Origin of the sequence: Frigoribacterium sp. PvP054 (genome assembly GCF_040547465.1) — a bacterium.
Lineage (GTDB): Bacteria > Actinomycetota > Actinomycetes > Actinomycetales > Microbacteriaceae > Frigoribacterium.
Genome location: NZ_JBEPPU010000003.1, coordinates 56121 through 78239, shown reverse-complemented (window position 1 = coordinate 78239; position 22119 = coordinate 56121). Strand labels below are relative to the sequence as shown.

Here is a 22119-nt window from a genome sequence, read left to right as displayed (position 1 = left end):
GGTGCTGGTCCTGAACGGTCGGGCGCGCCACCATGGACCCGTGACCGTCCGCGACCGCCTCCTCGCCCTCGTCGTCGCCGTCTGCTGGGGCGTGAACTTCCCGGTGACGGCGATCGCCCTCGAGCACTTCCCGCCGTTCCTGCTCGTGGCCCTCCGCTTCACGTTGCTCGCGGTGCCGACCGTGCTGCTCGTGCCGCGTCCCGCGATCCCGTGGTCGCGCCTCCTGCTGGTGGGGGCCACCCTCGGCATGCTGCAGTTCGCGTTCCTCTACCTCGGCATCGCGGCGGGCATGCCCTCGGGGCTCGCCTCGCTCGTGTTGCAGGCGTCCGCGCCGTTCACGGTCGTGATCGCCGGCGTCTGGCTGCGGGAGCGCATCACGCGACGGCAGGCGGTCGGCATCGGCATCGCCGTCGTGGGGCTCGTCGTCATCGCCGGTCACCGGTCGCAGGTCGCCGCGCTGCTGCCCGTCGTGCTCACGCTCTGCGGGGCGCTCGGCTGGGCGATCGGCAACGTCGCGGTGCGCCGCGCCGCGCCGCCGAACCCGCTGCACCTGACGCTGTGGATGTCGATCGTCGCGCCGGTGCCGATGCTCGCCCTGTCGTTCGTCGTCGAGGGTCCGGCCCGCATCGGCGAGAGCCTCGGGTCCGTCCTCACGCTCGAGGCCCTGCCGTCGGTGCTCTGCCTGCTCTACCTCGTGCTGATCGCCTCGCTGGTCGGCTACGGCATCTGGACCCGCCTGCTCTCGGTCTACCCCTCGGCGACCGTCGCACCGTTCTCGATGCTGGTGCCCGTCGTCGGCGTGCTCGCGTCGTGGCTGGCGTTCGGCGAGGTGCCCGACACGGTCGAGCTCGTCGCCGGGGTCGCGGTGGTCGGCGGCGTGCTCTACGCCAGCCGGGTGCCCCGGGCGCGCGCCGCGGAGGGCGACCCCGAGGAGGCGCGGGTCGACCCGCCCGGGTCGGTGGCCGTCACCGAGACCGGCACCGCGCCTCCCCGGCCGGCCGTCAGGCGCTGACGGGCTTCTTCATCTGCACCGCGGTGGTCTCGTAGCCGAGCGATTCGTAGAGGTGCCGGGCGACGTCGTTGTAGCCGAAGACGTTGAGGCCCAGGGTCGCGGCGCCGTGCTGGGCCGCCGCCTGCTCGGCGAGCAGCATCGTCGCCCGTCCGAGGCCGCGCCCGCGGTGGGCCTCGTCGATCTCGACGTCGAAGACCCACCAGTCCGTCGCGCCGGGCACCCGCGGGGCGATCCAGAGGATGCCCACGGGGTCGCCGGGTCGGTCGTCCTCGACGACGTCGTAGACGAGGTGGCCCTCGGCGGGGGCGCCGTCGGGAAACGCCTCACCGAACGAGCGCCGGGCGGCCTCGGCGGCCTGTTCGGGAGTCTCACCGGCGAGCACGCGCGACTTCTCGTACTCGGCGGTCGAGCGGCGCATCCACGGCACGAGGCGGGAGGTGGGCATGGGCACGAGGCTGAGCGTCATGCCCGCACGCTAGCGCGGTGCGGGGCTGGACGTCCGCCCGCGGGCGGACCGGTCGGTCGTACCCCGAAACGCTTCGCCACGCGTACCCCGGGTGCGTCCGGAGGGCGCAGGTCGCCCCGGTAGCGTGAGCAACGGCCGACGGGGGGAGGCCGTGCGGTGCCTCGCAGGGCATCGTGTCGACCCGCAGGAGAAACCCACCCGATGCCCCAGCAGAAACGCGCCCTGGCCACCCGCGCCGCCATCGTCCGAGGTGCTGCCGTCGTCTTCGACGAGCACGGCTACAGCGAGGCCTCGCTCGACCTCGTCGCCGAGACCGCCAAGGTGACCAAGGGTGCGCTGTACTTCCACTTCCGGTCGAAGGCCGACCTGGCGAACGCCGTGATCGCCGAGCAGCACTCGCTCTCGCGGGCCTACGCGGACCAGGTGTCGGCAGCCGCCGGCAGCGGTGCCGAGGCGCTCATGCTCTCGTGCGCGTCGCTCGCGACGCAGTTGACCACCGAGGTGCTCGTGACCGCCGGCATCCGCCTGACCACCCAGTCGCCCAGTCGGGACCTCCGGGTCGAGCACCCGTACCTCGACTGGCAGGCCCAGATCTCGGGTCTCGTCGACCGCGCCGTCGCCGAGGGGGACTTCCGGGCCGACACCGACGTCGAGAGCGTCGCCCGCTTCGTCGTCGGGTCGTACGCCGGGGTCCACATCGTCTCGCAGGCCCTGACCGGTCGGGCCGACCTCTTCGACCGGCTGCGCGACATGTGGGCGTTCGTGCTGCCGACCGTGGTGTCCCCCGGTCGCGAGGGCCTGACCAGCTCGTTGCCCCCGCTGATCAGGCCGTCGGACGTCCCCCCGTCCCCCGACGTGTCCTCTGCGGTCCCAGGATAGATACTGGACGACCGGTTTTCCAGTCCCCCACCGAGGGGGCGCGCGATCACGGTCGCACGGCGACCGCCCGCCCGGGGCGCGTCGGTCTCGGCGACCGCCCGTCCGGGCGCGACGGTCACGACGTCGGCCGCGGGGGCGTGAGCTCGTCCAGGACGCGCCGGACCGCGGCGTCGTCGGCGGCGAGGGCCTCGGTGTCGATCTGCGCCAGCAGTTCGCCGTCGTCGTGCGGCACGGTGAGCTGACGCTGCCACTCGGCCTCGTAGAGGGCGTCGCGGTAGCCCGAGCTCTCACGGCACCGGGCGTCGGCCGTCGCGATCGCGATCTCGTCGTCCGTCGGCGACGTCGTCGAGTCGAGCGTCGTGAACCGGTCGGCCATGTCGCGCGTCGGCATGCCGGACGGGTCCGACGCGACGTCGCCGACCCGGGCGGCCTGCAGGCACGAGCGCCAGTCGGCCCAGGTGGCGGTCACCGCCGGGTCGTGACGAGCGCCCTCGAACGCCGCGTTGTTGAGGCGGACGAGCGACTGGGTGAGGTTGAAGTAGTCGTAGAGACGGTCGAAGGCCGGCACCTCGGCCCGCGCCTGTCGGAGGCACGACGTCAGGCGGTCGCTCTTCTCGTCGGTCCACGTCTGCTGCGAGAACTCGGACCACGCCGCGGCACCAGGGTCGAGCACCGACGCCGCGTGGTAGCCGCTCGCCTCGGCGGTGGCCAGGTCGAACGCCCGGAGGCGCCGCGAACCGTTCACCGACAGTTCGTCGGCCCGATCGGCCGCCGCGACGTCGCGCCACGGCAGCACGTACTCGTCGTAGCCCGCGTCGATCATGCACGGCTGCACGACGAGCAGTTCGGCGTAGCCGACCGACGACGACCCGAGCGTCACGTACCGGTCGAGCGGCATCGTCCACGCGTCGACGTCCTTCTCGGGCAGGTCGGGCAGGGCGTAGGCGGCGTTGGCGGGGACGCCGTACGCGACCACCCCGGCCACCACCGCGACCACGGCGGCGAGCGTGACGCGCTTCGCCCGTCGCTGTCGAGACGGGGCGGTGCGCGTCGGGACGCTCTCGTGGTCGGTCATCGGGTGTTCCTCTCGTCGGCGGGCACCGGACCCACCAGGTCGTTCTCGTAGGCGAAGACCACGATCTGCACCCGGTTGCGCATGCCCAGCTTCTGCAGCACCGCGCGCACGTGGCTCTTGACGGTCGCCTCGCTCAGCCACGCGCTCTCGGCGATCTCGGCGTTGCTCAGGCCGCGCGCCACGAGCAGGAAGATCTCGCGTTCGCGCGGTGACAGCACGTCGAGCGGCGCGGTGCGCCGCGACGGCGACGGGGTCGGCACGGCGAACGCGTGCACGACGTCGAGCGCCGCGGCCGCCGTCGGAACCGGTTCGCCGGCCGCCGCCGCGCGGATCGTCGTCAGCACTTCGTCGGGCGTCGCGTCCTTCGTCAAGAACGCGTAGGCGCCGGCCTTCAGCGCGCTGAACACGGCCTCGTCACGCTGGATCGTCGTCAGGGCGACGACGCGCGGGGCCGCCTCGGGGTCGCTGCCCGCTTCGGCCACGATGCGGGTCGTCGCCTCGAGGCCGTTCATCACGGGCATGCGCAGGTCCATCAGCACGACGTCGGGCCGCTCGCGCTCGACGAGGGCGACGCCGGCGGCCCCGTCGACGGCCGTGCCGACGCAGACCAGGTCGGGCTGCGCCTCGATCAGCATCTGCAACCCCGAGGCGAACAGCGGCTGGTCGTCGACGACGACCACCCTCACCAGGGCAGGAGGCGCGGTGCGCGTCGTCGCGCCCGTGACGTCGGTCATGCGGGTCGCTCCGTCCAGGACTGCAGCACGCCGATCGGTTCGGGCGTGGGGACGAACGCGGTGACGACGAAGACGCCGTCGTCGTCGAGCTCCGCCGTCAGCCACCCACCGGCGAGCCGGGCCCGCTCGGTCATGCCGGCGATGCCCGTGCCTCGGCCGCTGCCCCGGCGGGCGGCCACGAGCGGTTCGTCGCCGGACGAGGTCACGAGCAGCGCCAGGCCGGGTCCGCGCCAGTCGAGGGCGACGTCCACTGTGCACGACGAGCCGGAGTGCTTCAGGGCGTTGGTCAGGCTCTCTTGCACGATGCGGAAGACCGCGAGCTCTTGCGACGGCAGCAGCTCGGCGGCGTCGCCGAGGTGCCGCAGGGTCACGGTCATGCCCACGTCGCGCATCGTCGTCGCCAACCGGTCGAGGTCGGCGATGGTCTCACGGGGCGTCGCGTCGTCGGCGTCCTGCTGGATGCGCTCGACCAGGTGGCGCACGTCGACCAGGGACGTGCGACCGACGTCGGCGATGGTGCGCAGCGCCTGGTCGACGACCTCGGGGCGCGTGGCCGAGAGGGCGAGGGCGCCCTGCGCCTGCGACACGACGACGGCGAGCGAGTGGGCGAGCGCGTCGTGCACGTCGCGCGAGATGCGGGCCCGGTCGTGCGCGAGCCGCAGCTCGACGTCGGTCTCGTGGAAGCGGGTCTCGGTCCGCTCGAGCACCTGCCCGATGCGGCGCACCCGCAGCACGCTCGACAGGAAGATGCCGACGGCCCAGGCCGCGGCGGCGGCGCCGAACAGCGAGGCCGCCAGGGTGATGACGTCGGTCTTCGTGCCCTGCCCGCCGCCGACCCACGACGACCAGACGTACGGACGGGCGAGGGTGGGCACGGCCATCGCGATCGCGGCGAGCCCCGACGCGAGGCCGGCGGCGGCGAGGGCGACCAGGCGGACGGCGACCGACCGGGCGAAGGCCGCGAAGAAGGCGACGAACGCGATCGCGAGGTACGTCGGCCAGGTCGTGTCGGTGGGGGGCTGCACCCATCCTGCGAGCTGCAGGACCGGCACGACCGTCAGCACCCCGATCGCCGTCCAGGGCATCCACACGGAGAGGCCGATCGCGATGCCGAAGAGCGCGAAGACGACGACGTTCTCGACGAGGTTCCCCCGGCCGGCCTCGGCGATCGTCCACAGCAGCACGAAGACCACGGCGGCGACGGGGGCCGCGAGACGCGGCACCCAGGTGCGCAGGTCGTCGGGGATGGTGTCCATGTCGACGACCGTAAGGCGTGGTCGACGGGCCGCGCGCGCCTCCTCGGGGGTTTTCATCCTTGAGGACGAACGCGCCGGGGGTGGGGAGGAGTCGTCGGCCGGTGACGCCGCGACGGCGCGCCCCGCCGACGCGGCGACGGCGCGCCCCCGGGTGGGGACGCGCCGTCGGCGGGGTGCAGGGGTGGGACTAGAGCGTGATCAGACCGTCGGTCTTGGTCGTCGCGGCGGCGAGGCGGGCCTCGACGTTGCTCCAGTTCACGATGTTCCAGAAGGCCTTGACGTAGTCGGCGCGCACGTTCTGGTAGTCGAGGTAGTAGGCGTGCTCCCACACGTCGAGCATCAGCAGGGGGACGAGGCCGAACGGCACGTTGCCCTGCTGGTCGAAGAGCTGGAAGACGCTGAGGCGCTGGCCGAGCACGTCGTAGGCGAGCACCGACCAACCCGAGCCCTGCACGCCGAGCGCGGTGGCGGTGAAGTGCGCCTTGAACTTCTCGAGGTCGCCGAAGTCGCGGCCGATCGCCTCGAGCAGGTCGCCGGTGGGCTCGCTGGTCTCGGGGGTGAGGTTCGTCCAGAAGATCGAGTGGTTGACGTGGCCGCCGAGGTTGAAGGCCAGGTCCTTCTCGAGCTTGTTGACGTTCGCCAGGTCACCCGTCGAGCGGGCCTCGGCGAGGGCGGCGTTGGCCGTGTTCGCGCCGGTGACGTAGGTGTTGTGGTGCTTGGAGTGGTGCAGCTCCATGATCTTCGCGCTGATGTGCGGCGCCAGAGCGGAGTAGTCGTAGGGCAGATCGGGCAGGGTGTACTCAGCCATGTGGGGTCCTTTCGAATTGACCTGCATCCACCGTACGACCTCCACCCATGCCGGTGTCGAGGTTCTCCCAGCGCGGACGCAGCCTCACGGCCCCTCGGCGTCGGTGGCCGTGCGTAGGCTGGCGGGCACGCGCGGCACCGCGACGCACCCCGAGGAGGCGCACCATGGCAGGATTCACCGGCTTCGGCAGGCGGCGCGCAGCCGACCCCCGACTGCCCCCGGGGCAGTACCTCGAGAGCGGGTTCCCCGTGCTGTCGGCCGGCCCGACGCCGAACATCAAGCGGTGGGAGCTCCAGATCGCGACCGAGACCGGGCAGCGCTCGCTGAGCTGGGCCGACTTCCAGGCCCTGCCGCACGAGGCGATCGAGACGGACATCCACTGCGTCACGAGCTGGACGAAGCTCGGCACGCACTGGCGCGGCGTCTCGCTCGACACCCTCTTCGACGGTCTCGAGACGACCCACGAATACGCCATGGCTACCAGCCACGGCGGCTACACGACCAACCTGCCGCTGAGGGAGCTGCTCGGGGGCAAGGCCTGGGTGGTCGACACCTACGAGGGCCAGCCGCTGCACGCCGAGCACGGCGGGCCCGCCCGGCTGTTCGTGCCCGGGCTGTACTTCTGGAAGAGCGCGAAGTGGCTGCAGGGCATCCAGACCATGGCCACCGACCGTCGCGGCTTCTGGGAGAGCATGGGGTACCACCCCCACGGCGACCCGTGGAAGGAAGAACGGTACGCGTGAGCGGGGCCGAGTCCGCGGCGGACCCTGCCGGAGGCGCGGCGGACCCTGCCGGTGCCGCGTTCGCCTGGTTGCCCGCCACCATCGTGTCGACGGTGGTGCGGTCCCCGGGTGGCCGGTCGCTGACGCTGGCCGTGCCGGGATTGCGCCCGGCGCGGGCCGGCCAGCACGTCGACCTGCGACTGACCGCCGACGACGGTTACACGGCGGTGCGTTCGTATTCGCTGAGTGACGTCCGCGCCTCGGGGGCCGAGACGGACGCGGTGCCCGCAGGAGGCGCGGGCCGGGTCCCGCAGGTCGAGGTCACCGTCGAGCGGCTCGACGACGGCGAGGTGTCTCCCTACCTGGTCGACGCCGCCGAACCGGGCGACCCGATCGAGGTGCGCGGACCGATCGGCGGCTGGTTCGTCTGGCCGCCCACCGAGTTCGAGTCCGACTCGGCCGTCCACGCCGTGCTGCCCGAGCCCGAGGGAGCGACCCCGCCGACGTCGGCCCCCGTGCAGTTGATCGGCGGCGGGTCCGGAGTCGCACCCCTGATGGCGATGGTGCGGGCACGAGGCCGGGGCGCACCCCCGATGCGGCTGCTCGCCTCGGTGCGCGACCCGGGTTCGCGGTGGTTCGTGGCGGAGCTCGACGAAGCCGCGCGCGCCTCCTCGGCTGATGGGGTGCCCGATGCGGTGCCCGGTGCCCACGGCACCGATGGCACCGACGGCCCCGACGGCGCCGACGGCGGTGACGCGGCCGGCACGGTCGGCACGGTCCTCGGGTCGGATGGTGGCCGCGGGCCCGGCAGCCTGTCGGTCGACTGGGTCTACAGCCGTGTCGCTCCCGAGGGGCCCGGGCGGCCGGCGGGGCGACTCACGCGGGACGAGCTCGAGCGGCTCGTGCTGCCGGCGTCCGAGCACCCGCTGGTCTACGTCTGCGGAGCGAACTCCTTCGTGGCGGCTGTCGCCGGGTGGCTGGTCGAGCTCGGGCACGCGCCGACCCGCGTCCGCACCGAGCGCTTCGGCGGCGTCTGACCCCGCGAGCTGGTGAGCCGGGCCCGCCGCTGCCCCCGCCCGCGTGCCGGATCGACGAAGAACCCCGAACGCGAAGACGAACCCCGATCAATCGGGGTTCGTCTTCGTTTTCGGGGTTCGTGCCCGCCGCCGACCCGGCTCGCGCCGTGCCGATCCTCGCCCGACGATGAACCCGGTTTCGAACGATGAACCCACGAGGAAACGGGTTGACGGTTCGAAACCGGGTTCACGGGGCGACGAGCAGAACCCAGAGCCCCCCGTCAGCAGGCCCAGCGTCAGGCCGGCGAGCCCTTCTCGGGGGCGGTGGTGCGGAACTCGCCCCGGGTGACGTGCTGCTGCCAGAGCAGTTCGGCCAGCGCCTCGGGGCTCTTGTCGCTGCTGTCCGGCTCGATGCCGCCGGGGATGATCAGCTGGCCGACGTGGATGCCCTCGTCGGCGAGTTCGTCGTGCAGCAGCTGCGCGTAGGCGGTCAGTCCCGCGAACGCGATCGACGTGCCGGTGACCTTCGCGCCCGGGGTGACGGCGGACCCGCCGTTGACGAAGAGGATGGTGCCCCCGCCGTCGGGCAGGAACCGCATGCCGGGCAGCACCTGGTGGACGGCCGCGACGGGCCCGTAGATCGAGAACTCGACCGGTCCGACCAGGTCCGCCGGCATGGTCTCGAGCACGGGCCGCATGAAGTCCTTCTGCGGCAGCGGGCTGTACTGCATCACCTGGATCGGCCCGAGTTGCTCGGTCGCCTGCTCGAGCGCGGCGGCGATGCTCGCCGGGTCGCGCACGTCGGCCGTGAAGCCCTGGGCGGTCACGCCGTCGTCGCCCAGGTCGGCGGCCAGCGCGTCGAGGCGTCCCTGGTGTCGTGAGATCAACGCGACGCTGAAGCCCTCCGCGCCGAATCGTCGGGCCACGGCAGCGCCGAGCCCCTTGCCTGCTCCGATGATCGCGAGTGTCGTCATGCGCCCCATCAAAACGAGGAGGCGCGGGTCGGCACCCAGCAAGAGGGGTACGCGAGGTGCGTGGTCGCGTCGCCCCGCGCCTCCCCGGCCACGTCGGTCGCCGCCCGGACGGCCGCCGTCCAGGCACGGGCTGAGACCATGGTCGGGTACCCCGTCGGCCCCCTCACCAGGAGCAGCTCGTGTCACCTCGCACCCTCTTCCGATCGTTCGCCGTCGCCGAGGTAGTGACCTGGTCGCTGCTGATCGTGGGGATGATCCTCAAGTACGCGGTGCGGGTCGGCGACTGGCCGGTGAGCGTGGCCGGGCCCATCCACGGGTTCGTGTTCTTGGCGTACCTCGTGGCGGGCGTCGTCGTCGCCGTGAACCAGCGGTGGTCGGGTGGCGTGACGGTGGCCGCCCTGGCGAGCGCCGTCGTGCCCTTCGCCTCGCTGCCCGTCGAGCGGTGGATCGATCGTCGCGGGCTGCTCTCCGGCGACTGGCGTCGCACGGCCACCGACGACCCCCGTGACCGACGGCCCCTCGACCGGCTGCTGCGCTGGATGCTCGGGCACCTCGTGCTCGCCCTGGTGCTGCTCGTCGTGGCCGTCGTCGTCGTGTTCGCGGTGCTGCTCGCCGCCGGGCCGCCCGTGCAGGTGGGGTGACCGACCGCACCGCGCCTCCCGCGCGACTCCCCGCGCACTGGCACCGCGCCTCCCTGGCAATCCTCTTAGCAACTAAGAGATCGGACCGGAGGCGCGACTAGCGTCCACGGCATGACCGCGAACTCGAGCACCCACGCCCCCGCCGGAGCCGCGACGTCACGCGACGTCGTCCGCCAGATCGTGGTGGTCGTCACCGCGGTGCTCGCCATCGTGCTGGCCGCCTACGGCTCGGGCGCGTTCGGGGGAGTCTCGGTCTCGGACGCCGCGGGCGGCGCGCTGAGCGCGACGGCCACGGCCGTCGCCCCCGCGACGACCGCCTTCAGCATCTGGAGCGTCATCTACCTGGGCCTCGTCGCCTACGCGATCCACCAGGCGCTGCCCGGGCAGCGGGCCGTCACCCGGCACCGCCGCCTCGGCTACTGGGTCGCGGCGTCGCTGCTGCTCAACGCGGCCTGGCTGTTCGCGGCCGTCCAGCTCGGCAGCGTGTGGCTCGGTGCCGCCGTGATCGTCGCGCTGCTGCTCGTGCTCGCGCGCATCTTCGTCATCCTGTTCCACACGGCGTCGTCGGGCTGGATCGACGCGATCGTCACCGACGGCACCCTCGGCCTCTACCTCGGCTGGGTCAGCGTGGCCACCGTCGCCAACATCGCCGCCGGCCTGGTCGACGCCGGGTTCGACGGGTTCGGCTTCGCCGCCGGGTTCTGGTCGTCGGTCGTGCTCGGCGTGGCCGCCCTCGTCGGCGTCGTGCTGGCCTTCGCCGGTCGGGGCCGCATCGCTCCGGCCCTCTCGCTGGCGTGGGGGCTCGCGTGGATCGCCGTCGGCCGCCTGACCGGCGAACCCGAGAACGTGGTCGCCGGGGTGGCGGCGATCGTGGCGGCCGCCGTCGTCCTCGTCGTCACGATCGCCGTGCGGGTGGCGCGCGGCCGCGTCGGGGCCACCGCCTCACTGCAACGCTGAGCCCCCGCGCGCCGCGCACCCCTGCCTGCCCACCGCTGCCCGCGCACCCCTGCCTGCCCACCGCTGCACGCGGCCCGCTGCCCACTGCCCTCTGCCCGCGGCACGCGGCCCGCAGGCCACGCCGCCACGAAGTGAACAGTCCGCCACGCATTGTCGTGGCGGACTGTTCACCTCGTGGCGGGATGCCCGGTCGGCGGTGTCGCCGCACGCCGCACCGCACCACGAGACGGGCACGACGCCAGGAGAAGACCTGGCGCGGTGCCCATCTCCTGGCGTCGTGCGGAACGCGCGGTGCGTGCGGGAGGCGCGGTGCCCGCGGAACGCGCGGTGCCCGCGGGAGGCGCGGTGCCCGCGGGAGGCGCGGCGCGCCTCCTCGTCAGCGGCCGCCGGTGATCTTGCGGTCGCGCTGGGCGACGCCCGCCGTGCCGTAGGGGTAGTCGTCGACGCGGGGTGCGCTCGCCGCGGTGAGGCGGGCGACCTCGTCGTCGGTGAGGGCCGCGGCCAGGTCGGACGAGCCCAGGTTGTCGTCGAGCTGCTCGACCGAGCGGGCTCCGAGGATCACCGAGGTGACCGCGGGCCGGCGCAGCAGCCAGGCGAGGGCGACCTGCGAGGCCGAGGCGTCGTGCGCCGTGGCGATCGAGGTGACCGCGTCGAGGACGGTCCAGGTGCGCTCGTCCGCGTTGCGCGCCTCCCAGGCCTCCATGCCGCGTTTCGGGTCCTCGCCGAGGCGGGTGGCGCCGGTGGGCGCCTGGTCGCGGACGTACTTGCCGCTCAGCCAGCCGCCGGCGAGCGGCGACCAGGGCAGCAGGCCGATGCCCGCGTCGAGCGAGGCCGGCACGACCTCGTGCTCGATGTCGCGGACCAGCAGGTTGTACTGGGGCTGCAGCGTGACCGGCGGGGCGAAGCCCAGGGCCTCGGCCCGACCGACGGCCTTCGTCACCTGCCAGCCGAGGTAGTTCGAGAAGCCGTAGTAGCCGATCTTGCCCGCGCTGATCGCGTCGTCGAGGAATCGGAGGGTCTCGTCGATCGGGGTGAGGTGGTCCCAGGCGTGCATCTGGTAGAGGTCGACGTGCTCGACGCCGAGCCGCGTGAGGGACGCCTCGAGGGCCTTCGCGAGGTGGCGCCGCGAGAGTCCTACGTCGTTGGGGCCGTCACCCATCGGGAAGCGCCCCTTCGTCGCGAGGACGACCTGGTCGGCGTCGGTGGGGTGGTCGGCCAGCCAGCGACCGATGATGGTCTCGCTCGTGCCCGCGCTGTACACGTCGGCGGTGTCGACGAGCGTGCCGCCGCCCGCCACGAAGGCGTCGAGGATCGCGTGAGAGGTCGGTTCGTCGGCTTCGGCGCCGAACGTCATGGTGCCGAGGGTCAGCTCCGACACCGAGGCACCGCTGTTTCCGAGGGTTCTGTAGTCCATGATCCGACGCTACGCGCGTGCGGAGCAGGCCGCCGGGCCCGTGGCGACCCCCGGACGCAGGGTGTTCCGGGTTCGTCAGGTGGATAATCGGCAGATGGTCGCCCGACATCGTCGTCGGGCCCGACCGAGCCGGGACCAACCACCCCGGATCACCGTCCCACCCGAGGGGAACGACCGTGTCATCACCAGCCGAGGCGGCCACAGCGCCCGCCGGATCAGCCACCAGCCGCCCACCGAACCCTGCTGCACCGCACGCTGCCGCACCGCACCCCGCCGCACCACACGCTGCCGCACCGCGCCCCGCGCCACAGCGCCCCGTGACGACGCCCCTGGGGGCGCAGGTCGATCCGCGCGTCCGCAGCGTGTCGACGAGCGACCGCGAGGTCGCGCACGCCCTGATCCGGAAGAACTACCGGATCACCCGACTCGAGGGAGAGGGGCCGGACCCCTTCACCTACAGCCGTGCCGTGTCGGGCGAGACCCGGTTCGCCCTGTGCCGCTTCGAGTACCGGCGGGGTCGACTGCTGACCGAGAGCGAGCCCGTGGGATTCCTGGTGGCCGGCGGGGTGATGGCGGGCCGCCTGTCGCTCTCGACGCGCGGCCACGAGATCCGGGTGGCCCCGGGCACCCCCATCGCCTTCCCCTCGCACGACGCCAAGACGATGGAGTCGATCGACCTCGTCCTCGGCCAGGTGCTGCTCGACCGGGCCGCCGTCGAGCACGAACTGGCGGCGATGCGGCTCTCCGCGCCCGGTGGCCTGAGGTCCCTGGCCACCGAGGCGGTCTCGCCTGCGATGGGCCGGTACTGGTCGGAGCTCGTCACGCACGTGCACGAGCACGTCATCCGCAACGACGCGGCGATGGCGAGCCCGCTCGTCCGCGGTTCGGCGTTCCGCTCGCTCGTCGCGGCCTACCTCGAGGCGTTCGAGACCAACGTCGTCGTGCTCGGCGGCGACGGGCAGGCCCCCCTGCCGTCCACCGTCCGCCGGGCACGGGAGTTCATCGAGCAGCACGCCCACGACGACATCGGCGTCGTCGAGATCGCCGAGGCGGCCCGGGTCACCCCTCGGGCGCTGCAACTGGCGTTCCGCCGTCACCTCGACTCGACCCCCATGGCCGAGCTGCGGCGGGCCCGGCTGCGGGGGGCGCACGGCGACCTCGTCATGGCCGACCCCACCCTCGGGCACACGGTCGCCGGCATCGCCCTGAGCTGGGGCTTCGCGCACCCGGGGCGGTTCGCGGCCCAGTACACGGCCGAGTTCGGGCGCTCACCCCGCGACACCCTCGAGGCCTGACGGGTGAGTTTCGACCCCGGCTTCGCACCCAGGGCCTTCGTTTCGTTTTTCGGACAGGGGCGGGTTTGCCCGATGAGCAGGCCGACGCAGAATGAGAAAGCCTCGCGGTGAAAGGTTCAGGACCGCGAGTCACAGCGCACGAGATCGACGTCGGGTTTCTCTCGTGTCGCCGGGGTGCGGAGGGAGTCGGGTTCCTTCCGCACCCCCTTCTCGTCTCAGGGCACCGCACGCGTCGGGGACGCAGGAGGCGCGGGTCGGCCGGACCGCGCCTCCTGCGGTCGGCGATGAGGCGGCTCAGTCGCGGGCGGAGACGTCCGTGTGCATGAAGCCCTGTGACGACCGGCTGGCGGTCGGGCCCCGCTGGCCCTGGTAGCGCGAGCCGTACTCGGACGAGCCGTAGGGGTGGTCGGCCGGTGAGCTGAGCCGGAAGAAGCACAGCTGACCGATCTTCATGCCGGGCCAGAGCTTGATCGGCAGGGTGGCCACGTTCGACAGCTCGAGCGTGACGTGCCCGCCGAAGCCCGGGTCGATGAAGCCGGCGGTCGAGTGCGTGAGCAGGCCCAGGCGCCCCAGCGAGCTCTTGCCCTCGAGGCGGGCCGCGACGTCGTCGGGCAGGCGGACGAACTCGTAGGTGCTGCCCAGCACGAACTCGCCCGGGTGCAGGATGAACGGTTCGTCGGCCCGGGCCTCGACCAGGCGGGTCAGCTCGGGCTGGTCTTCGGCCGGGTCGATGAACGGGTACTTGTGGTTGTCGAAGAGGCGGAACAGCCGGTCGAGCCGCACGTCGATGCTCGACGGCTGGATCAGCGTCGGGTCGTAGGGGTCGAGGCCGATTCGCCCGGCGTCGAGCTCGAGCTTGATGTCGCGGTCGGAGAGCAGCACGGGTCCAAGCCTAGTCAGCGGTCGCCGGCCCACGGGGGCAGGATGGTCGCATGCGTGCCATCACCGTCCCCGTGCCCGGAGGGCCCTCGGCCCTCGTCGTCTCCGAGGTGGCCGAACCGGTGCCCGGGCCCCGCGAGGTCGTGATCGACGTGGCCGCCGCGGGCGTCAACCGTGCCGACGTCAACCAGCGCGAGGGGCACTACCCGTCGCCCGCGGGGGCACCCGCCTGGCCGGGGCTCGAGGTCAGCGGGACCGTCGTCGCGACCGGCGAGCACGTCACCGCCGTCGCCGTCGGCGACTACGTGGTGGCGCTGTTGTCCGGGGGTGGCTACGCCGACCGCGTGCAGGTCGACGAGGGGCTCGTCCTGCCGCTGCCCCGCGGCGTCGACCTCGTCGAGGCCGCGGGCCTGCCCGAGGCCGTCGCCACCGTCTGGTCCAACGTCTTCATGAGCGCCGGGCTGAAGCCGGGCGAGACCCTGCTCGTGCACGGCGGGTCGAGCGGCGTCGGCTCGATCGCCATCCAGATGGCGGTCGCCCTCGGCTCGACGGTCTACGCGACCGCGGGCACGCCCGACAAGACCTCGTTCTGCGAGCAGCTCGGCGCCACGCGCGGCATCGACTACAAGGCCGAGGACTTCGTCGAGGTGCTCCACGAGGCGACCGACGGGCGCGGCGTCGACGTCGTGCTCGACCTGGTCGGTGGCGACTACGTCGCGCGGGACGTCGAGGCGCTCGCCCCGAACGGGCGCATCATGGTGATCGCCGTGCAGGGCGGCGCGTCGGCCACGGTCGACCTGTCGCGCCTCATGGCCAAGCGGGGCCGGATCTGGGGCACCACCCTGCGGGCGCGTCCCCTCGACGAGCGCCGCGCGATCATGGCCGAGGTCGGCGAGCACGTCTGGCCGCTGGTCGAGGCGGGGTCGGTCCGGCCCGTGCTCGACAGCGTCTACCCGCTCGAGTTCGTCGCCACGGCCCACAAGCGCATGGAGTCCGGCGGCCACAGCGGCAAGATCCTGCTCGCGGTGCGCTGACCGCACCCCGAGGGCACAGGAGGCGCGGGTCGCGCGAGCCACGGAGGCCTCCGACCCGGCGCGGCCGGTTTCGGTGTATCCAAGAAGGTGACGGGTCCGGTGATCAGGACGTCACGGCATCCGTCGGCACTTTTCCACGGGTCCCGGCCCGCGCCTCCTCGTCTTCGGGGCGGCGGGCGAGGGACGCACCACCAGAGGGGGCGGGCATGTCGGCAGACCTGACCGAGGCCACCGACGGGGTGCTCGCCTCGCGAGCCGCCGAGGGCGACGAGCGTGCCTTCGAGATGCTGCTGCGACGTCACCTGGGCCTGATGACCGCGTACGCGACCCGGTTGACGGGCTCGCGGGCCGACGCGACCGACGCGGTGCAAGAGGCCTCGATCACGATCTGGCGCGAGCTGCCCACACTGCAGACGCCCGCCGCGGCCAAGGGCTGGATGATGCGCATCGTGTCGCGCAAGGCCTTCGACCTGATCCGGTCGCGACGGCTGACCGACGACGTCGACGACCTCGAGTTGGCCTCGGCGACGCCGACGACCGATCCGGAACGCCTGGCCGCGTCGAACGACGCCATGGAGGCGTTGCGCTCGGCGCTCGCCCGACTGCCCGCGAGTCAACGACGGGTGTGGGCCCTGCGCGAGGTCGGCGGGGAGTCGTACACCGAGATCGCCGAACGGACGGGCAGCACCGTGACGGCGGTCCGGGGGCAGCTCGCCCGGGCCCGAGAGACACTGACCCGTGAGATGGAGGCCTGGCGATGAGCGACCGACCACACGGCACCGACCACGCCCACGAAGACCCGACGCCGCCCGACGTGGCCGTCGACCTGAGCGCGGTCGTCGAGCACGAGCAGCTGCCCGAGGACGCCTTCGAGGAGGCCGTCGGCGACCGGACCGTGGGTGACGCGGGCGACGCGGCCGCGACCGACGACGACACGGCCGACGACATCGACGCCGACGCCGACGCCGACGACGGCCTCTCGCCCGAGCGCCTCGTCGACTACCTCGACGCCGGCCGGCATCCCTACGACCCCGAGATCGAGGAGTCCCCCGAGGCCACCGCGCAGCTCGCCGCCCTCGAGCGGCTGCGGTCCATGGGTGCGCGGTTGCTCGAGGCCGACGCCGCGGCGACCCCCGCCCCCGACCCGAGCTGGATCGCCGGCGTCATGGACCGCGTGCGACTCGAGTCCCGGGCCGGCCGGCAGATCCCGCTCACGTCGATCGACGACCGCTCGACCCTCCACATCACCGAGGGCGCGGTACGGGCGCTCATCCGCGAGGCGGGCGACGGGGTCGAGGGGGCGATGGTGATCTCGTGCTCGATCCGAGGCGACGTCAGCGTGCCCGGGGCCCTCGTCCGCGTCGAGGTCGTCGTCAGCGGCCTGTTCGGCCGGTCGCTGCCGGCGCTCGCCGACGCCGTCCGCGAGGCCGTCTCGTCACGACTGTCGCGCCAGACCGAGTTGACGATCGAGAGCGTGGACGTCACCGTGGACGACGTGCACCTGCACGGCGAAGGAGGCGCGGCATGAGCGACCACGACCCGGACGCCGGGATCAGCCCGGCCGACCTCTCGCTGCTCGCGGCCGAGCTCGGCGAGATCGCGGCCTCGGTCGACGGCGTCGTCCACGTGCGGGCCCGCCCCGGCTTCGGCAGCGTCGTGCGCTCGGCCCTGCAGGGGCTGAGCGCCGTCGTGGGCGGCGGCGGCGTCGTGGGCTCGACCGTGCCGGGCGACGGCTCGCCCGCAGGAGGCGCGGCGTCGGCCCCCGAGGTCCCCGACGTCGAGCGCGCCGACCCCTCGTCCGTCGAGGCCGCCGCCGCGGCGGCCCCCGGGCGGCCCGTCCCGCTCGTCGGCATCGCCGTGGCCGACCTCGAGACCCGCATCACGCTCGACATCGCCGTCGACGAGAGCGGCTCCGGGCCGCTCGTGGCCCGCGCGGTCGCCCAGGCGCTGCTCGACCGCGTGAGCGGGGAGCCCGTGCCGCCGGCATCCGTCGACCTGCGCATCGTCTCGGTCGCGACCGGAGCCTGAGCGCGCCTCCCGGGGCCGCCCGCGCGGTGGCCGGCGGTGTCGCACCACGACGTGGACATCGCACCGCCGCATTCGGCGGTGTCCTGTCCACCCGGCGGTGCGACACCGAGAGGCGGGCGAGAGGGCACGGGAGGCGCGGGCCGCTATAGTGGTCTGACGCGCCCTCGAGGCGCTGCGCGAGTGTAGTTCAATGGTAGAACTTCAGCTTCCCAAGCTGATAGCGCGGGTTCGATTCCCGTCACTCGCTCTCTTCATCCTGGTCGGGCCGTCCGAGGCGCAGCCAGATCCGGTGTGCGACCACCAGCTCGGCGAGCCACGCGAGCGCCAGCAGCCAGGCACCCACCACGTCGGTCAGCCAGTGGTGCCCGAGGTAGACGCGGCTGAGGCCGATCGTCAGGGCGAACACCGCGGCCGCCGTGATCGTCAGCGCACGCATCGACCGCCGGGTCTGGCGCAGCACCAGCAGGTACGCGACGATGCCGACGACGACCGTGGCGTTCAGGGTGTGCCCGGACGGGAAGGACGCGCTCGTCTCGTACGGCGGCACCGCGTCCGACATCGGCGGGCGGTCGCGGCCGAAGAGCTCCTTGCCGGCCTGGGTCATCAGCAGCGAGCCGGCACCCGCCGAGAGGCCGAGCACGATGGGCACCCACTCGCGGCGCCGGACCGCGAGCACGACGACCACCAGCAGCCCGAGGACCGGCAGCGCGATCACCCCGGCGACGTTCGTGTAGACGGTCAGGGCGGTGTCCAGCCAGGGGGAGCGCGCCTGCATGGCCAGCCGCAGGGTCGGCTGGTCGAGCAGGGCGATGCTCTCGTCGTCGGTGACGGCGGCATACACGTCGGAGAAGAGGTACGCTGCCCCGGCCATCACGACCAGCCCGACGACGAGCACGGCGGCGAACGTGCCGTGCCTCCGGACCCGTCGCCGTCGGTCGAGGCGGTGCGGGTCGGTGGCTGGCGAGGGCATCGTCCGAGCCTAGGCTCGGGCCGGTCGTCGGGGTGCGGGTGCGTGGGACGTTCGACCGACCGCGCCCGGGGACGCCGGCACCTTCGCGACCCTCGGCGTGGCGTCGTTCTTCGTCCCGGTCGGAGGTGCGGCCGTCGGTGCGACGAAGGCGACGTCAGGCCTCGCGCGACTCGGCGGCGCGGTCGAACGGGCATTCGTGGCGCCTTCGACCGGAGTGACGCCAAGGTTCGTCTGGCGTTCGAGACGCAGATGGCCGTCTTCGGCGTCACATGGGACGACATGCATCTTCTCAGAGGACCCATTGCGCCGGGCTTCGGCCAAGCTGGGGGAGGCACGCAGATCGTTCTGCCCATGAGCGTCGAGGATCTGATGAGCATCGGCTTACTCGAGGAGATCCGTGACTGACGACGATTCGAACACTCTGGCCTCGTTGACGAACCGCGTGGATCGACTAGGACTCGGGCATCTGAACTTTCTGATCGGTGACGCGGAGACACGGCGTCCATACGCACTCGTCATCGCCCAGGACGAAGGAGTCTGGAGCACCTTCGTCAGGGATGAAAGAGGGCTGACCAGGGTCAAGAGCGTCCGGACGTATCCGGATGAGCGGTCGGCGGTCGAGGGCTTCCTCGTCCTCCTGAACGGCATCGCGCTCGTCAAGCGGCTCCGTTCCGAGGCCGCGGCTGAGAAGGACGTCTAGCCGGTGCTCAAGAGTCCATGAGCGTGAGTGACGTGAACGGACTTCGAGGAGGAGCGGAAGTGGACGGATGGAGTTCATGTCCCAGTTGCGGAACGTCGCTCGGTTGGAGGAGCTGCGGGCCGTCCTCGACGCGGGCCTGGAGCCCGATGACTGATCGTCGATCGCGAGGGAAGAGCCTCGAGGAGTCGGTCGCCACGATCGAGGCCGAGGGGCTCGACACGTTCGCCCACGTGATCGGAGACGATCACGGCAGTTCGGCGGACGCCCTGGTCCTGACCCGACGAGACGGCGTCTGGACCTCGTTCTCGACCGACGAACGTGCCGGTGTCGAGAAGACCAGCGTTCGCACGGACGAGGGGCTCTCCGACGCTCTGGACGACTTCCTGCGTCTCATGAGGCTGAGGGCCGACGAGGACGTGATCATGTCGCGCATCAGGGAGAAGAACTGGCTCGCCCACGAGACGTGGCGGGCGTCACGAGACGACCGACCCGGGAGGGCATGACATGGCCACGATCGAGTCGGTGCACGCCGCCATGGCGGCAGAGGGACTCCACGACCTGGGACACGTCGTCGGACTGTCTCGCCGTGGCGCGACGCGACGGTGTGTGGAGCACCTTCTACATCGACGAACGAGCGGCCGTGGAGGAAGCGAGCCTGCATGCGTTCCCCGACGAGGTCTCGGCCGTGGCCGACTTCCTCGACCGTCTGAGGTCGCAGCATCGCAAGCTCGAGATCCAGGACGAACTCCGAGACCGACGCCGCCGAGCAGGAGAACCGTCATGACGATGGTCGCGCGCACCCTGGCCGCCCTCCGAACCCAGGTCGACGCCGGCGGACTCGGCCACCTGAACGCCGTCATCGGGGACGCGACGACGGGGAAGCCCTTCGCGCTCGTCCTCGCTCGACGGGACGAGGTGTGGAGCACCTACTTCCTCGACGAGCGAGGTCTCGTCGAGGAACAGAGCGTCCGCACCTACTGCGACGTCGAAGCAGCCGCAGCCGACTTCCTTCGGTTGCTGCGCAACCTGGCCCGCATCGAGGAGATCGACACCGAACTCGCCGCCCGCCGCAGCGCCTCGTCCTGAGCCCGCGACGGCGGAGCCCGCGACGGCTGAGCCCGCGACGGCCGAGCCCGCGACGCAACGCACAGGGCCGGCACGCGAGTAGTGTGCGGCGGCGCGGTGGGCGGCGTCACCCGCCACCTGACCGTTGCCTCCGCACGTGGGCGAAGCCGACCCGCGCCTCCTACCGTTCACGGCAGGGCACGACGCCGACTCGGCGCCGCCCACGAATTCTGAACACCGTCAGCAAGGAGTGCACCATGGCACAGGCCATCGAGACCATCGACGTCAACGTCCCCGTCAGCGTCGCCTACAACCAGTGGACCCAGTTCGAGGAGTTCCCGAAGTTCCTCGACGAGGTCGAGTCCATCACCCAGACCACGCCCACCCTCACCGTGTGGAAGGTCAAGGTCGGGCCGGTCGAGAAGACCTTCGAGGCCGAGATCACCGAGCAGCACCCCGACGAGCGCGTCGCCTGGAACAGCACGGGCGGCGAGGTCGACCACGCCGGCGTGATCACGTTCCACAAGCTGAGCGACGACGAGACCCGCCTCACGGTGCAGATCGACTGGACGCCCGAGGGCTTCCTCGAGAAGCTCGGCGGCTCGCTCGGCGCGGACAACCACGCCATCAAGAAGGACCTCAAGAACTTCAAGGAGTTCATCGAGCGCGAGGGCAACGTCGACGGCGGCTGGCGCGGAGACGTCCAGGCCTGAGACCCGGCCCCACTCGTCGAGGCCCACGGCGGCTCCTGATCGCAGGAGGCCCGCCGTGGGCCTCGGTCGTCTCAGCGGCGGAAGCCGAACGAGTGCAGGTCGTGCTCGTCGCTCAGCCGGCGGGCCAACTCGGCGCCGCGCACGCTCGTGCCCTGCTCGTCGAGCGGCGGGCTGAACACGGCGGCCCCGAGCCGGTTCGGCGCCGACAGGACGATCGCACCCGAGACGCTCGACTTCGCCGGGACGCCGACGGCCCGCATCCATCGGCCCGACCCGTCGTAGACGCCGCAGGTCGCCATGACCGAGACCACGTCTCGTGCGACGCGAGCGTCGACGACCTGTTCGCCCGTCACCGGGTTGCGTCCGCCGAAGGCCAAGGTCGCCCCCATGACGGCCAGGGCCTCGGCGTCGACGAGCACCGAGCAGGCGCGGGCGTAGACGGCTACGGCGTCGTCGGCCGTCTCGTGCAGCGTGCCCTCGGACCGCATCAGGTGCGCCAGGGCGTGGTTCCGGTCGCCGAGCAGCTGCTCGGACTCGCTGACCTCGCGGTCGTAGTCGAGGGTGCGACCCGCGAAGGCACCGAGGCCGGCGACGATGCGTGCCGTCCGCTCGTCGCACGAGTCGCCCGCCACGAGGTTCGCGGTCAGCAGGGCGCCCGCGTTCACCATCGGGTTCGGCGGACGTCCGGTGCCGGCCTCGAGTTCGAGCGCGTCGAACGCCTCGCCGGTCGGTTCGATGCCCACCGCGTCCAGGGCGTCGCCGCCCGTGTCGGCGAGGGCCAGCGCGAAGACGAACGGCTTCACCGCCGACTGGATCGAGAACGCGTGGGCCGAGTCGCCGGCGGCGACCGTCTCGCCGGTGGGCCGCACCACGGCGACCCCGAACAGCTCGGGGTCGGCCGCGGCGAGCTGCGGGATGCTGTCGTCCACCGCGCCTCCCCGGGTCGAGAGGACGGAGGCGCGCAGGGCCTCGAGGGCAGCGCGCTCGGACGACGCGGTGGGGGACGACATGCCCCCACCCTGACAGGCGCGGGCCCGGACGTCCGGGCCGCGGGCCCGCGCGAGCTCGACCCGTCGGGGTACGCGCAGCACGCCGGGCCCCCGGCGTCAACCCCGCCCGCTGTCAGGTCGCGTGTCTACCGTGCACCTCGTCGGAGCGCACAGGGGCGTGCCGAGAGGGAGGCGGCCATGCTGATCGACGGTGGGAGCGGCCGGTCGGGCACGGCCTGGCCCGGACACGGTCCGGTCGCGAGCGCACTCGACCTCCGGCTCGACGTCGTCGGTCGGGGCCGCTGGCGCGTCGTAGACGTCCGACGCTCGGAACGCGGCGCCGTGGTCGTCGTCGGCTCGGTGGCGCAGACCGAGGCCGGCTACGAACTCACGCTCTCCGCCGCGCCCGAACGTCGCTGGTGGTGCACCGACCTCTCGAGCGCCCTCGACGCCGTCGTCCGCGCCTCGTGGAACCGCCGCTAGTCGCCGTAG

At 72.5% G+C, this 22119-nt stretch carries 29 protein-coding genes and 1 tRNA gene; 19 read left to right on the top strand and 11 right to left on the bottom strand.

Translation table 11 applies throughout. From position 1 onward, the window contains the following. Nucleotides 1–40 precede the first annotated feature (40 nt). On the top strand, nt 41–1012 hold the full coding sequence (locus ABID81_RS05960; protein ID WP_354593901.1) for an EamA family transporter: 972 nt from the start codon (nt 41–43) through the stop codon (nt 1010–1012). On the opposite strand, the gene ABID81_RS05955 is transcribed toward ABID81_RS05960, so the two are convergent. Continuing rightward, the gene (locus ABID81_RS05955; protein WP_354593900.1) at nt 1002–1478 is read right to left on the bottom strand and encodes a GNAT family N-acetyltransferase; all 477 of its coding nucleotides are present in this window, start codon (nt 1476–1478) and stop codon (nt 1002–1004) included. The genes ABID81_RS05960 and ABID81_RS05955 overlap by 11 nt on opposite strands. 201 nt (nt 1479–1679) lie before the next feature. On the opposite strand from ABID81_RS05955, the gene ABID81_RS05950 reads away from it, so the two are divergent. Next, nucleotides 1680–2357, top strand: a complete 678-nt coding sequence (locus ABID81_RS05950; protein ID WP_354593899.1) for a ScbR family autoregulator-binding transcription factor — start codon at nt 1680–1682, stop codon at nt 2355–2357. Between the two features lie 115 nt (nt 2358–2472). Here the strand turns inward: ABID81_RS05950 and ABID81_RS05945 are convergent, their stop codons facing one another. The 4 genes from ABID81_RS05945 to ABID81_RS05930 form a co-directional block, all read right to left on the bottom strand. Continuing rightward, a complete protein-coding gene (locus tag ABID81_RS05945) occupies nt 2473–3432 on the bottom strand; it encodes a hypothetical protein (protein ID WP_354593898.1) in 960 nt (319 codons plus the stop codon). After that, entirely contained in the window at nt 3429–4166 is a 738-nt protein-coding gene (locus ABID81_RS05940) for a response regulator (RefSeq protein ID WP_354593897.1), read from the bottom strand. Before ABID81_RS05940 ends, ABID81_RS05945 begins: the two co-directional genes overlap by 4 nt. Beyond that, nucleotides 4163–5422, bottom strand: a complete 1260-nt coding sequence (locus ABID81_RS05935; protein ID WP_354593896.1) for a sensor histidine kinase — start codon at nt 5420–5422, stop codon at nt 4163–4165. The genes ABID81_RS05940 and ABID81_RS05935 overlap by 4 nt, the downstream gene beginning before the upstream one ends. Nucleotides 5423–5609: 187 nt before the next feature. After that, entirely contained in the window at nt 5610–6230 is a 621-nt protein-coding gene (locus tag ABID81_RS05930) for a superoxide dismutase (RefSeq protein ID WP_055976080.1), read from the bottom strand. Between the two features lie 164 nt (nt 6231–6394). On the opposite strand from ABID81_RS05930, the gene ABID81_RS05925 reads away from it, so the two are divergent. After that, entirely contained in the window at nt 6395–6973 is a 579-nt protein-coding gene (locus ABID81_RS05925) for a molybdopterin-dependent oxidoreductase (protein WP_354593895.1), read from the top strand. Then, entirely contained in the window at nt 6970–7989 is a 1020-nt protein-coding gene (locus ABID81_RS05920; RefSeq protein WP_354593894.1) for an FAD-binding oxidoreductase, read from the top strand. The genes ABID81_RS05925 and ABID81_RS05920 overlap by 4 nt, the downstream gene beginning before the upstream one ends. A gap of 275 nt (nt 7990–8264) precedes the next feature. Here ABID81_RS05920 and ABID81_RS05915 read toward each other — a convergent pair whose 3' ends face one another. After that, entirely contained in the window at nt 8265–8942 is a 678-nt protein-coding gene (locus tag ABID81_RS05915) for an SDR family NAD(P)-dependent oxidoreductase (protein ID WP_354593893.1), read from the bottom strand. 8 nt (nt 8943–8950) lie between these two features. Then, nucleotides 8951–9082, bottom strand: coding sequence for a hypothetical protein (locus tag ABID81_RS05910; protein WP_354593892.1), 132 nt, complete (start codon nt 9080–9082; stop codon nt 8951–8953). Nucleotides 9083–9121: 39 nt separating this feature from the next. On the opposite strand from ABID81_RS05910, the gene ABID81_RS05905 reads away from it, so the two are divergent. Beyond that, a complete protein-coding gene (locus ABID81_RS05905; RefSeq protein ID WP_354593891.1) occupies nt 9122–9583 on the top strand; it encodes a DUF3817 domain-containing protein in 462 nt (153 codons plus the stop codon). Nucleotides 9584–9694: 111 nt separating this feature from the next. Next, nucleotides 9695–10540, top strand: coding sequence for a TspO/MBR family protein (locus ABID81_RS05900; protein ID WP_354593890.1), 846 nt, complete (start codon nt 9695–9697; stop codon nt 10538–10540). A gap of 376 nt (nt 10541–10916) precedes the next feature. Here the strand turns inward: ABID81_RS05900 and ABID81_RS05895 are convergent, their stop codons facing one another. Then, nucleotides 10917–11954: an aldo/keto reductase gene (locus ABID81_RS05895; protein ID WP_354593889.1), complete on the bottom strand. Its 1038-nt coding sequence runs from the start codon at nt 11952–11954 to the stop codon at nt 10917–10919. A 317-nt stretch (nt 11955–12271) separates the two neighbouring features. On the opposite strand from ABID81_RS05895, the gene ABID81_RS05890 reads away from it, so the two are divergent. Further along, nucleotides 12272–13249 (top strand): helix-turn-helix transcriptional regulator, encoded by a 978-nt coding sequence (locus ABID81_RS05890; RefSeq protein ID WP_354593888.1) that lies wholly within the window; start codon nt 12272–12274, stop codon nt 13247–13249. A 294-nt stretch (nt 13250–13543) separates the two neighbouring features. Here ABID81_RS05890 and dcd read toward each other — a convergent pair whose 3' ends face one another. Further along, nucleotides 13544–14131: a dCTP deaminase gene (gene dcd, locus ABID81_RS05885; RefSeq protein ID WP_354593887.1), complete on the bottom strand. Its 588-nt coding sequence runs from the start codon at nt 14129–14131 to the stop codon at nt 13544–13546. A gap of 50 nt (nt 14132–14181) precedes the next feature. On the opposite strand from dcd, the gene ABID81_RS05880 reads away from it, so the two are divergent. From ABID81_RS05880 to ABID81_RS05860, 5 genes are all read left to right on the top strand, one after another. Next, nucleotides 14182–15162, top strand: a complete 981-nt coding sequence (locus tag ABID81_RS05880) for an NAD(P)H-quinone oxidoreductase (RefSeq protein ID WP_354593886.1) — start codon at nt 14182–14184, stop codon at nt 15160–15162. A 206-nt stretch (nt 15163–15368) separates the two neighbouring features. Beyond that, nucleotides 15369–15923 (top strand): RNA polymerase sigma factor, encoded by a 555-nt coding sequence (locus ABID81_RS05875; protein WP_354593885.1) that lies wholly within the window; start codon nt 15369–15371, stop codon nt 15921–15923. Beyond that, complete coding sequence (locus ABID81_RS05870; RefSeq protein ID WP_354593884.1) at nt 15920–16690, top strand: Asp23/Gls24 family envelope stress response protein; 771 nt, start codon at nt 15920–15922, stop codon at nt 16688–16690. Before ABID81_RS05875 ends, ABID81_RS05870 begins: the two co-directional genes overlap by 4 nt. Then, entirely contained in the window at nt 16687–17190 is a 504-nt protein-coding gene (locus tag ABID81_RS05865) for a hypothetical protein (RefSeq protein WP_354593883.1), read from the top strand. The genes ABID81_RS05870 and ABID81_RS05865 overlap by 4 nt, the downstream gene beginning before the upstream one ends. A gap of 176 nt (nt 17191–17366) precedes the next feature. Beyond that, nucleotides 17367–17437: transfer RNA gene (locus tag ABID81_RS05860), tRNA-Gly, on the top strand. Here ABID81_RS05860 and ABID81_RS05855 read toward each other — a convergent pair. Continuing rightward, entirely contained in the window at nt 17429–18160 is a 732-nt protein-coding gene (locus tag ABID81_RS05855; protein WP_354593882.1) for a phosphatase PAP2 family protein, read from the bottom strand. The two genes, ABID81_RS05860 and ABID81_RS05855, sit on opposite strands and share 9 nt — an antisense overlap. Nucleotides 18161–18409: 249 nt before the next feature. On the opposite strand from ABID81_RS05855, the gene ABID81_RS05850 reads away from it, so the two are divergent. The 6 genes from ABID81_RS05850 to ABID81_RS05825 all read left to right on the top strand — a co-directional run bounded on the left by ABID81_RS05850 (nt 18410) and on the right by ABID81_RS05825 (nt 20638). Further along, a complete protein-coding gene (locus ABID81_RS05850) occupies nt 18410–18565 on the top strand; it encodes a glycohydrolase toxin TNT-related protein (protein ID WP_354593881.1) in 156 nt (51 codons plus the stop codon). Next, a complete protein-coding gene (locus tag ABID81_RS05845; protein WP_354593880.1) occupies nt 18558–18860 on the top strand; it encodes a hypothetical protein in 303 nt (100 codons plus the stop codon). The genes ABID81_RS05850 and ABID81_RS05845 overlap by 8 nt, the downstream gene beginning before the upstream one ends. 146 nt (nt 18861–19006) lie before the next feature. Beyond that, complete coding sequence (locus ABID81_RS05840; protein WP_354593879.1) at nt 19007–19363, top strand: hypothetical protein; 357 nt, start codon at nt 19007–19009, stop codon at nt 19361–19363. A gap of 83 nt (nt 19364–19446) precedes the next feature. Further along, nucleotides 19447–19644: a hypothetical protein gene (locus ABID81_RS05835; RefSeq protein WP_354593878.1), complete on the top strand. Its 198-nt coding sequence runs from the start codon at nt 19447–19449 to the stop codon at nt 19642–19644. Then, on the top strand, nt 19641–19946 hold the full coding sequence (locus tag ABID81_RS05830; protein ID WP_354593877.1) for a hypothetical protein: 306 nt from the start codon (nt 19641–19643) through the stop codon (nt 19944–19946). The genes ABID81_RS05835 and ABID81_RS05830 overlap by 4 nt, the downstream gene beginning before the upstream one ends. A 236-nt stretch (nt 19947–20182) precedes the next feature. After that, nucleotides 20183–20638 (top strand): SRPBCC family protein, encoded by a 456-nt coding sequence (locus tag ABID81_RS05825; RefSeq protein ID WP_056260395.1) that lies wholly within the window; start codon nt 20183–20185, stop codon nt 20636–20638. Between the two features lie 71 nt (nt 20639–20709). Here ABID81_RS05825 and glsA read toward each other — a convergent pair whose 3' ends face one another. Continuing rightward, on the bottom strand, nt 20710–21648 hold the full coding sequence (gene glsA / locus ABID81_RS05820; protein WP_354593876.1) for a glutaminase A: 939 nt from the start codon (nt 21646–21648) through the stop codon (nt 20710–20712). A gap of 177 nt (nt 21649–21825) precedes the next feature. Here glsA and ABID81_RS05815 point away from each other — a divergent pair, with 177 nt between their 5' ends. Then, on the top strand, nt 21826–22110 hold the full coding sequence (locus ABID81_RS05815) for a hypothetical protein (protein WP_354593875.1): 285 nt from the start codon (nt 21826–21828) through the stop codon (nt 22108–22110). The last annotated feature ends 9 nt before the right edge of the window (nt 22111–22119 follow it).

Coding starts and splice junctions, on each gene's coding strand:
- ABID81_RS05955 (WP_354593900.1), bottom strand. CDS start 1,478: ATGACGCTCAGCCTCGTGCCCATGCCCACCTCCCGCCTCGTGCCGTGG.
- ABID81_RS05950 (WP_354593899.1), top strand. CDS start 1,680: ATGCCCCAGCAGAAACGCGCCCTGGCCACCCGCGCCGCCATCGTCCGA.
- ABID81_RS05945 (WP_354593898.1), bottom strand. CDS start 3,432: ATGACCGACCACGAGAGCGTCCCGACGCGCACCGCCCCGTCTCGACAG.
- ABID81_RS05940 (WP_354593897.1), bottom strand. CDS start 4,166: ATGACCGACGTCACGGGCGCGACGACGCGCACCGCGCCTCCTGCCCTG.
- ABID81_RS05935 (WP_354593896.1), bottom strand. CDS start 5,422: ATGGACACCATCCCCGACGACCTGCGCACCTGGGTGCCGCGTCTCGCG.
- ABID81_RS05930 (WP_055976080.1), bottom strand. CDS start 6,230: ATGGCTGAGTACACCCTGCCCGATCTGCCCTACGACTACTCCGCTCTG.
- ABID81_RS05925 (WP_354593895.1), top strand. CDS start 6,395: ATGGCAGGATTCACCGGCTTCGGCAGGCGGCGCGCAGCCGACCCCCGA.
- ABID81_RS05915 (WP_354593893.1), bottom strand. CDS start 8,942: ATGACGACACTCGCGATCATCGGAGCAGGCAAGGGGCTCGGCGCTGCC.
- ABID81_RS05910 (WP_354593892.1), bottom strand. CDS start 9,082: ATGGTCTCAGCCCGTGCCTGGACGGCGGCCGTCCGGGCGGCGACCGAC.
- ABID81_RS05900 (WP_354593890.1), top strand. CDS start 9,695: ATGACCGCGAACTCGAGCACCCACGCCCCCGCCGGAGCCGCGACGTCA.
- ABID81_RS05895 (WP_354593889.1), bottom strand. CDS start 11,954: ATGGACTACAGAACCCTCGGAAACAGCGGTGCCTCGGTGTCGGAGCTG.
- ABID81_RS05880 (WP_354593886.1), top strand. CDS start 14,182: ATGCGTGCCATCACCGTCCCCGTGCCCGGAGGGCCCTCGGCCCTCGTC.
- ABID81_RS05875 (WP_354593885.1), top strand. CDS start 15,369: ATGTCGGCAGACCTGACCGAGGCCACCGACGGGGTGCTCGCCTCGCGA.
- ABID81_RS05870 (WP_354593884.1), top strand. CDS start 15,920: ATGAGCGACCGACCACACGGCACCGACCACGCCCACGAAGACCCGACG.
- ABID81_RS05865 (WP_354593883.1), top strand. CDS start 16,687: ATGAGCGACCACGACCCGGACGCCGGGATCAGCCCGGCCGACCTCTCG.
- ABID81_RS05855 (WP_354593882.1), bottom strand. CDS start 18,160: ATGCCCTCGCCAGCCACCGACCCGCACCGCCTCGACCGACGGCGACGG.
- ABID81_RS05850 (WP_354593881.1), top strand. CDS start 18,410: ATGGCCGTCTTCGGCGTCACATGGGACGACATGCATCTTCTCAGAGGA.
- ABID81_RS05840 (WP_354593879.1), top strand. CDS start 19,007: ATGACTGATCGTCGATCGCGAGGGAAGAGCCTCGAGGAGTCGGTCGCC.
- ABID81_RS05830 (WP_354593877.1), top strand. CDS start 19,641: ATGACGATGGTCGCGCGCACCCTGGCCGCCCTCCGAACCCAGGTCGAC.
- ABID81_RS05825 (WP_056260395.1), top strand. CDS start 20,183: ATGGCACAGGCCATCGAGACCATCGACGTCAACGTCCCCGTCAGCGTC.
- glsA (WP_354593876.1), bottom strand. CDS start 21,648: ATGTCGTCCCCCACCGCGTCGTCCGAGCGCGCTGCCCTCGAGGCCCTG.
- ABID81_RS05815 (WP_354593875.1), top strand. CDS start 21,826: ATGCTGATCGACGGTGGGAGCGGCCGGTCGGGCACGGCCTGGCCCGGA.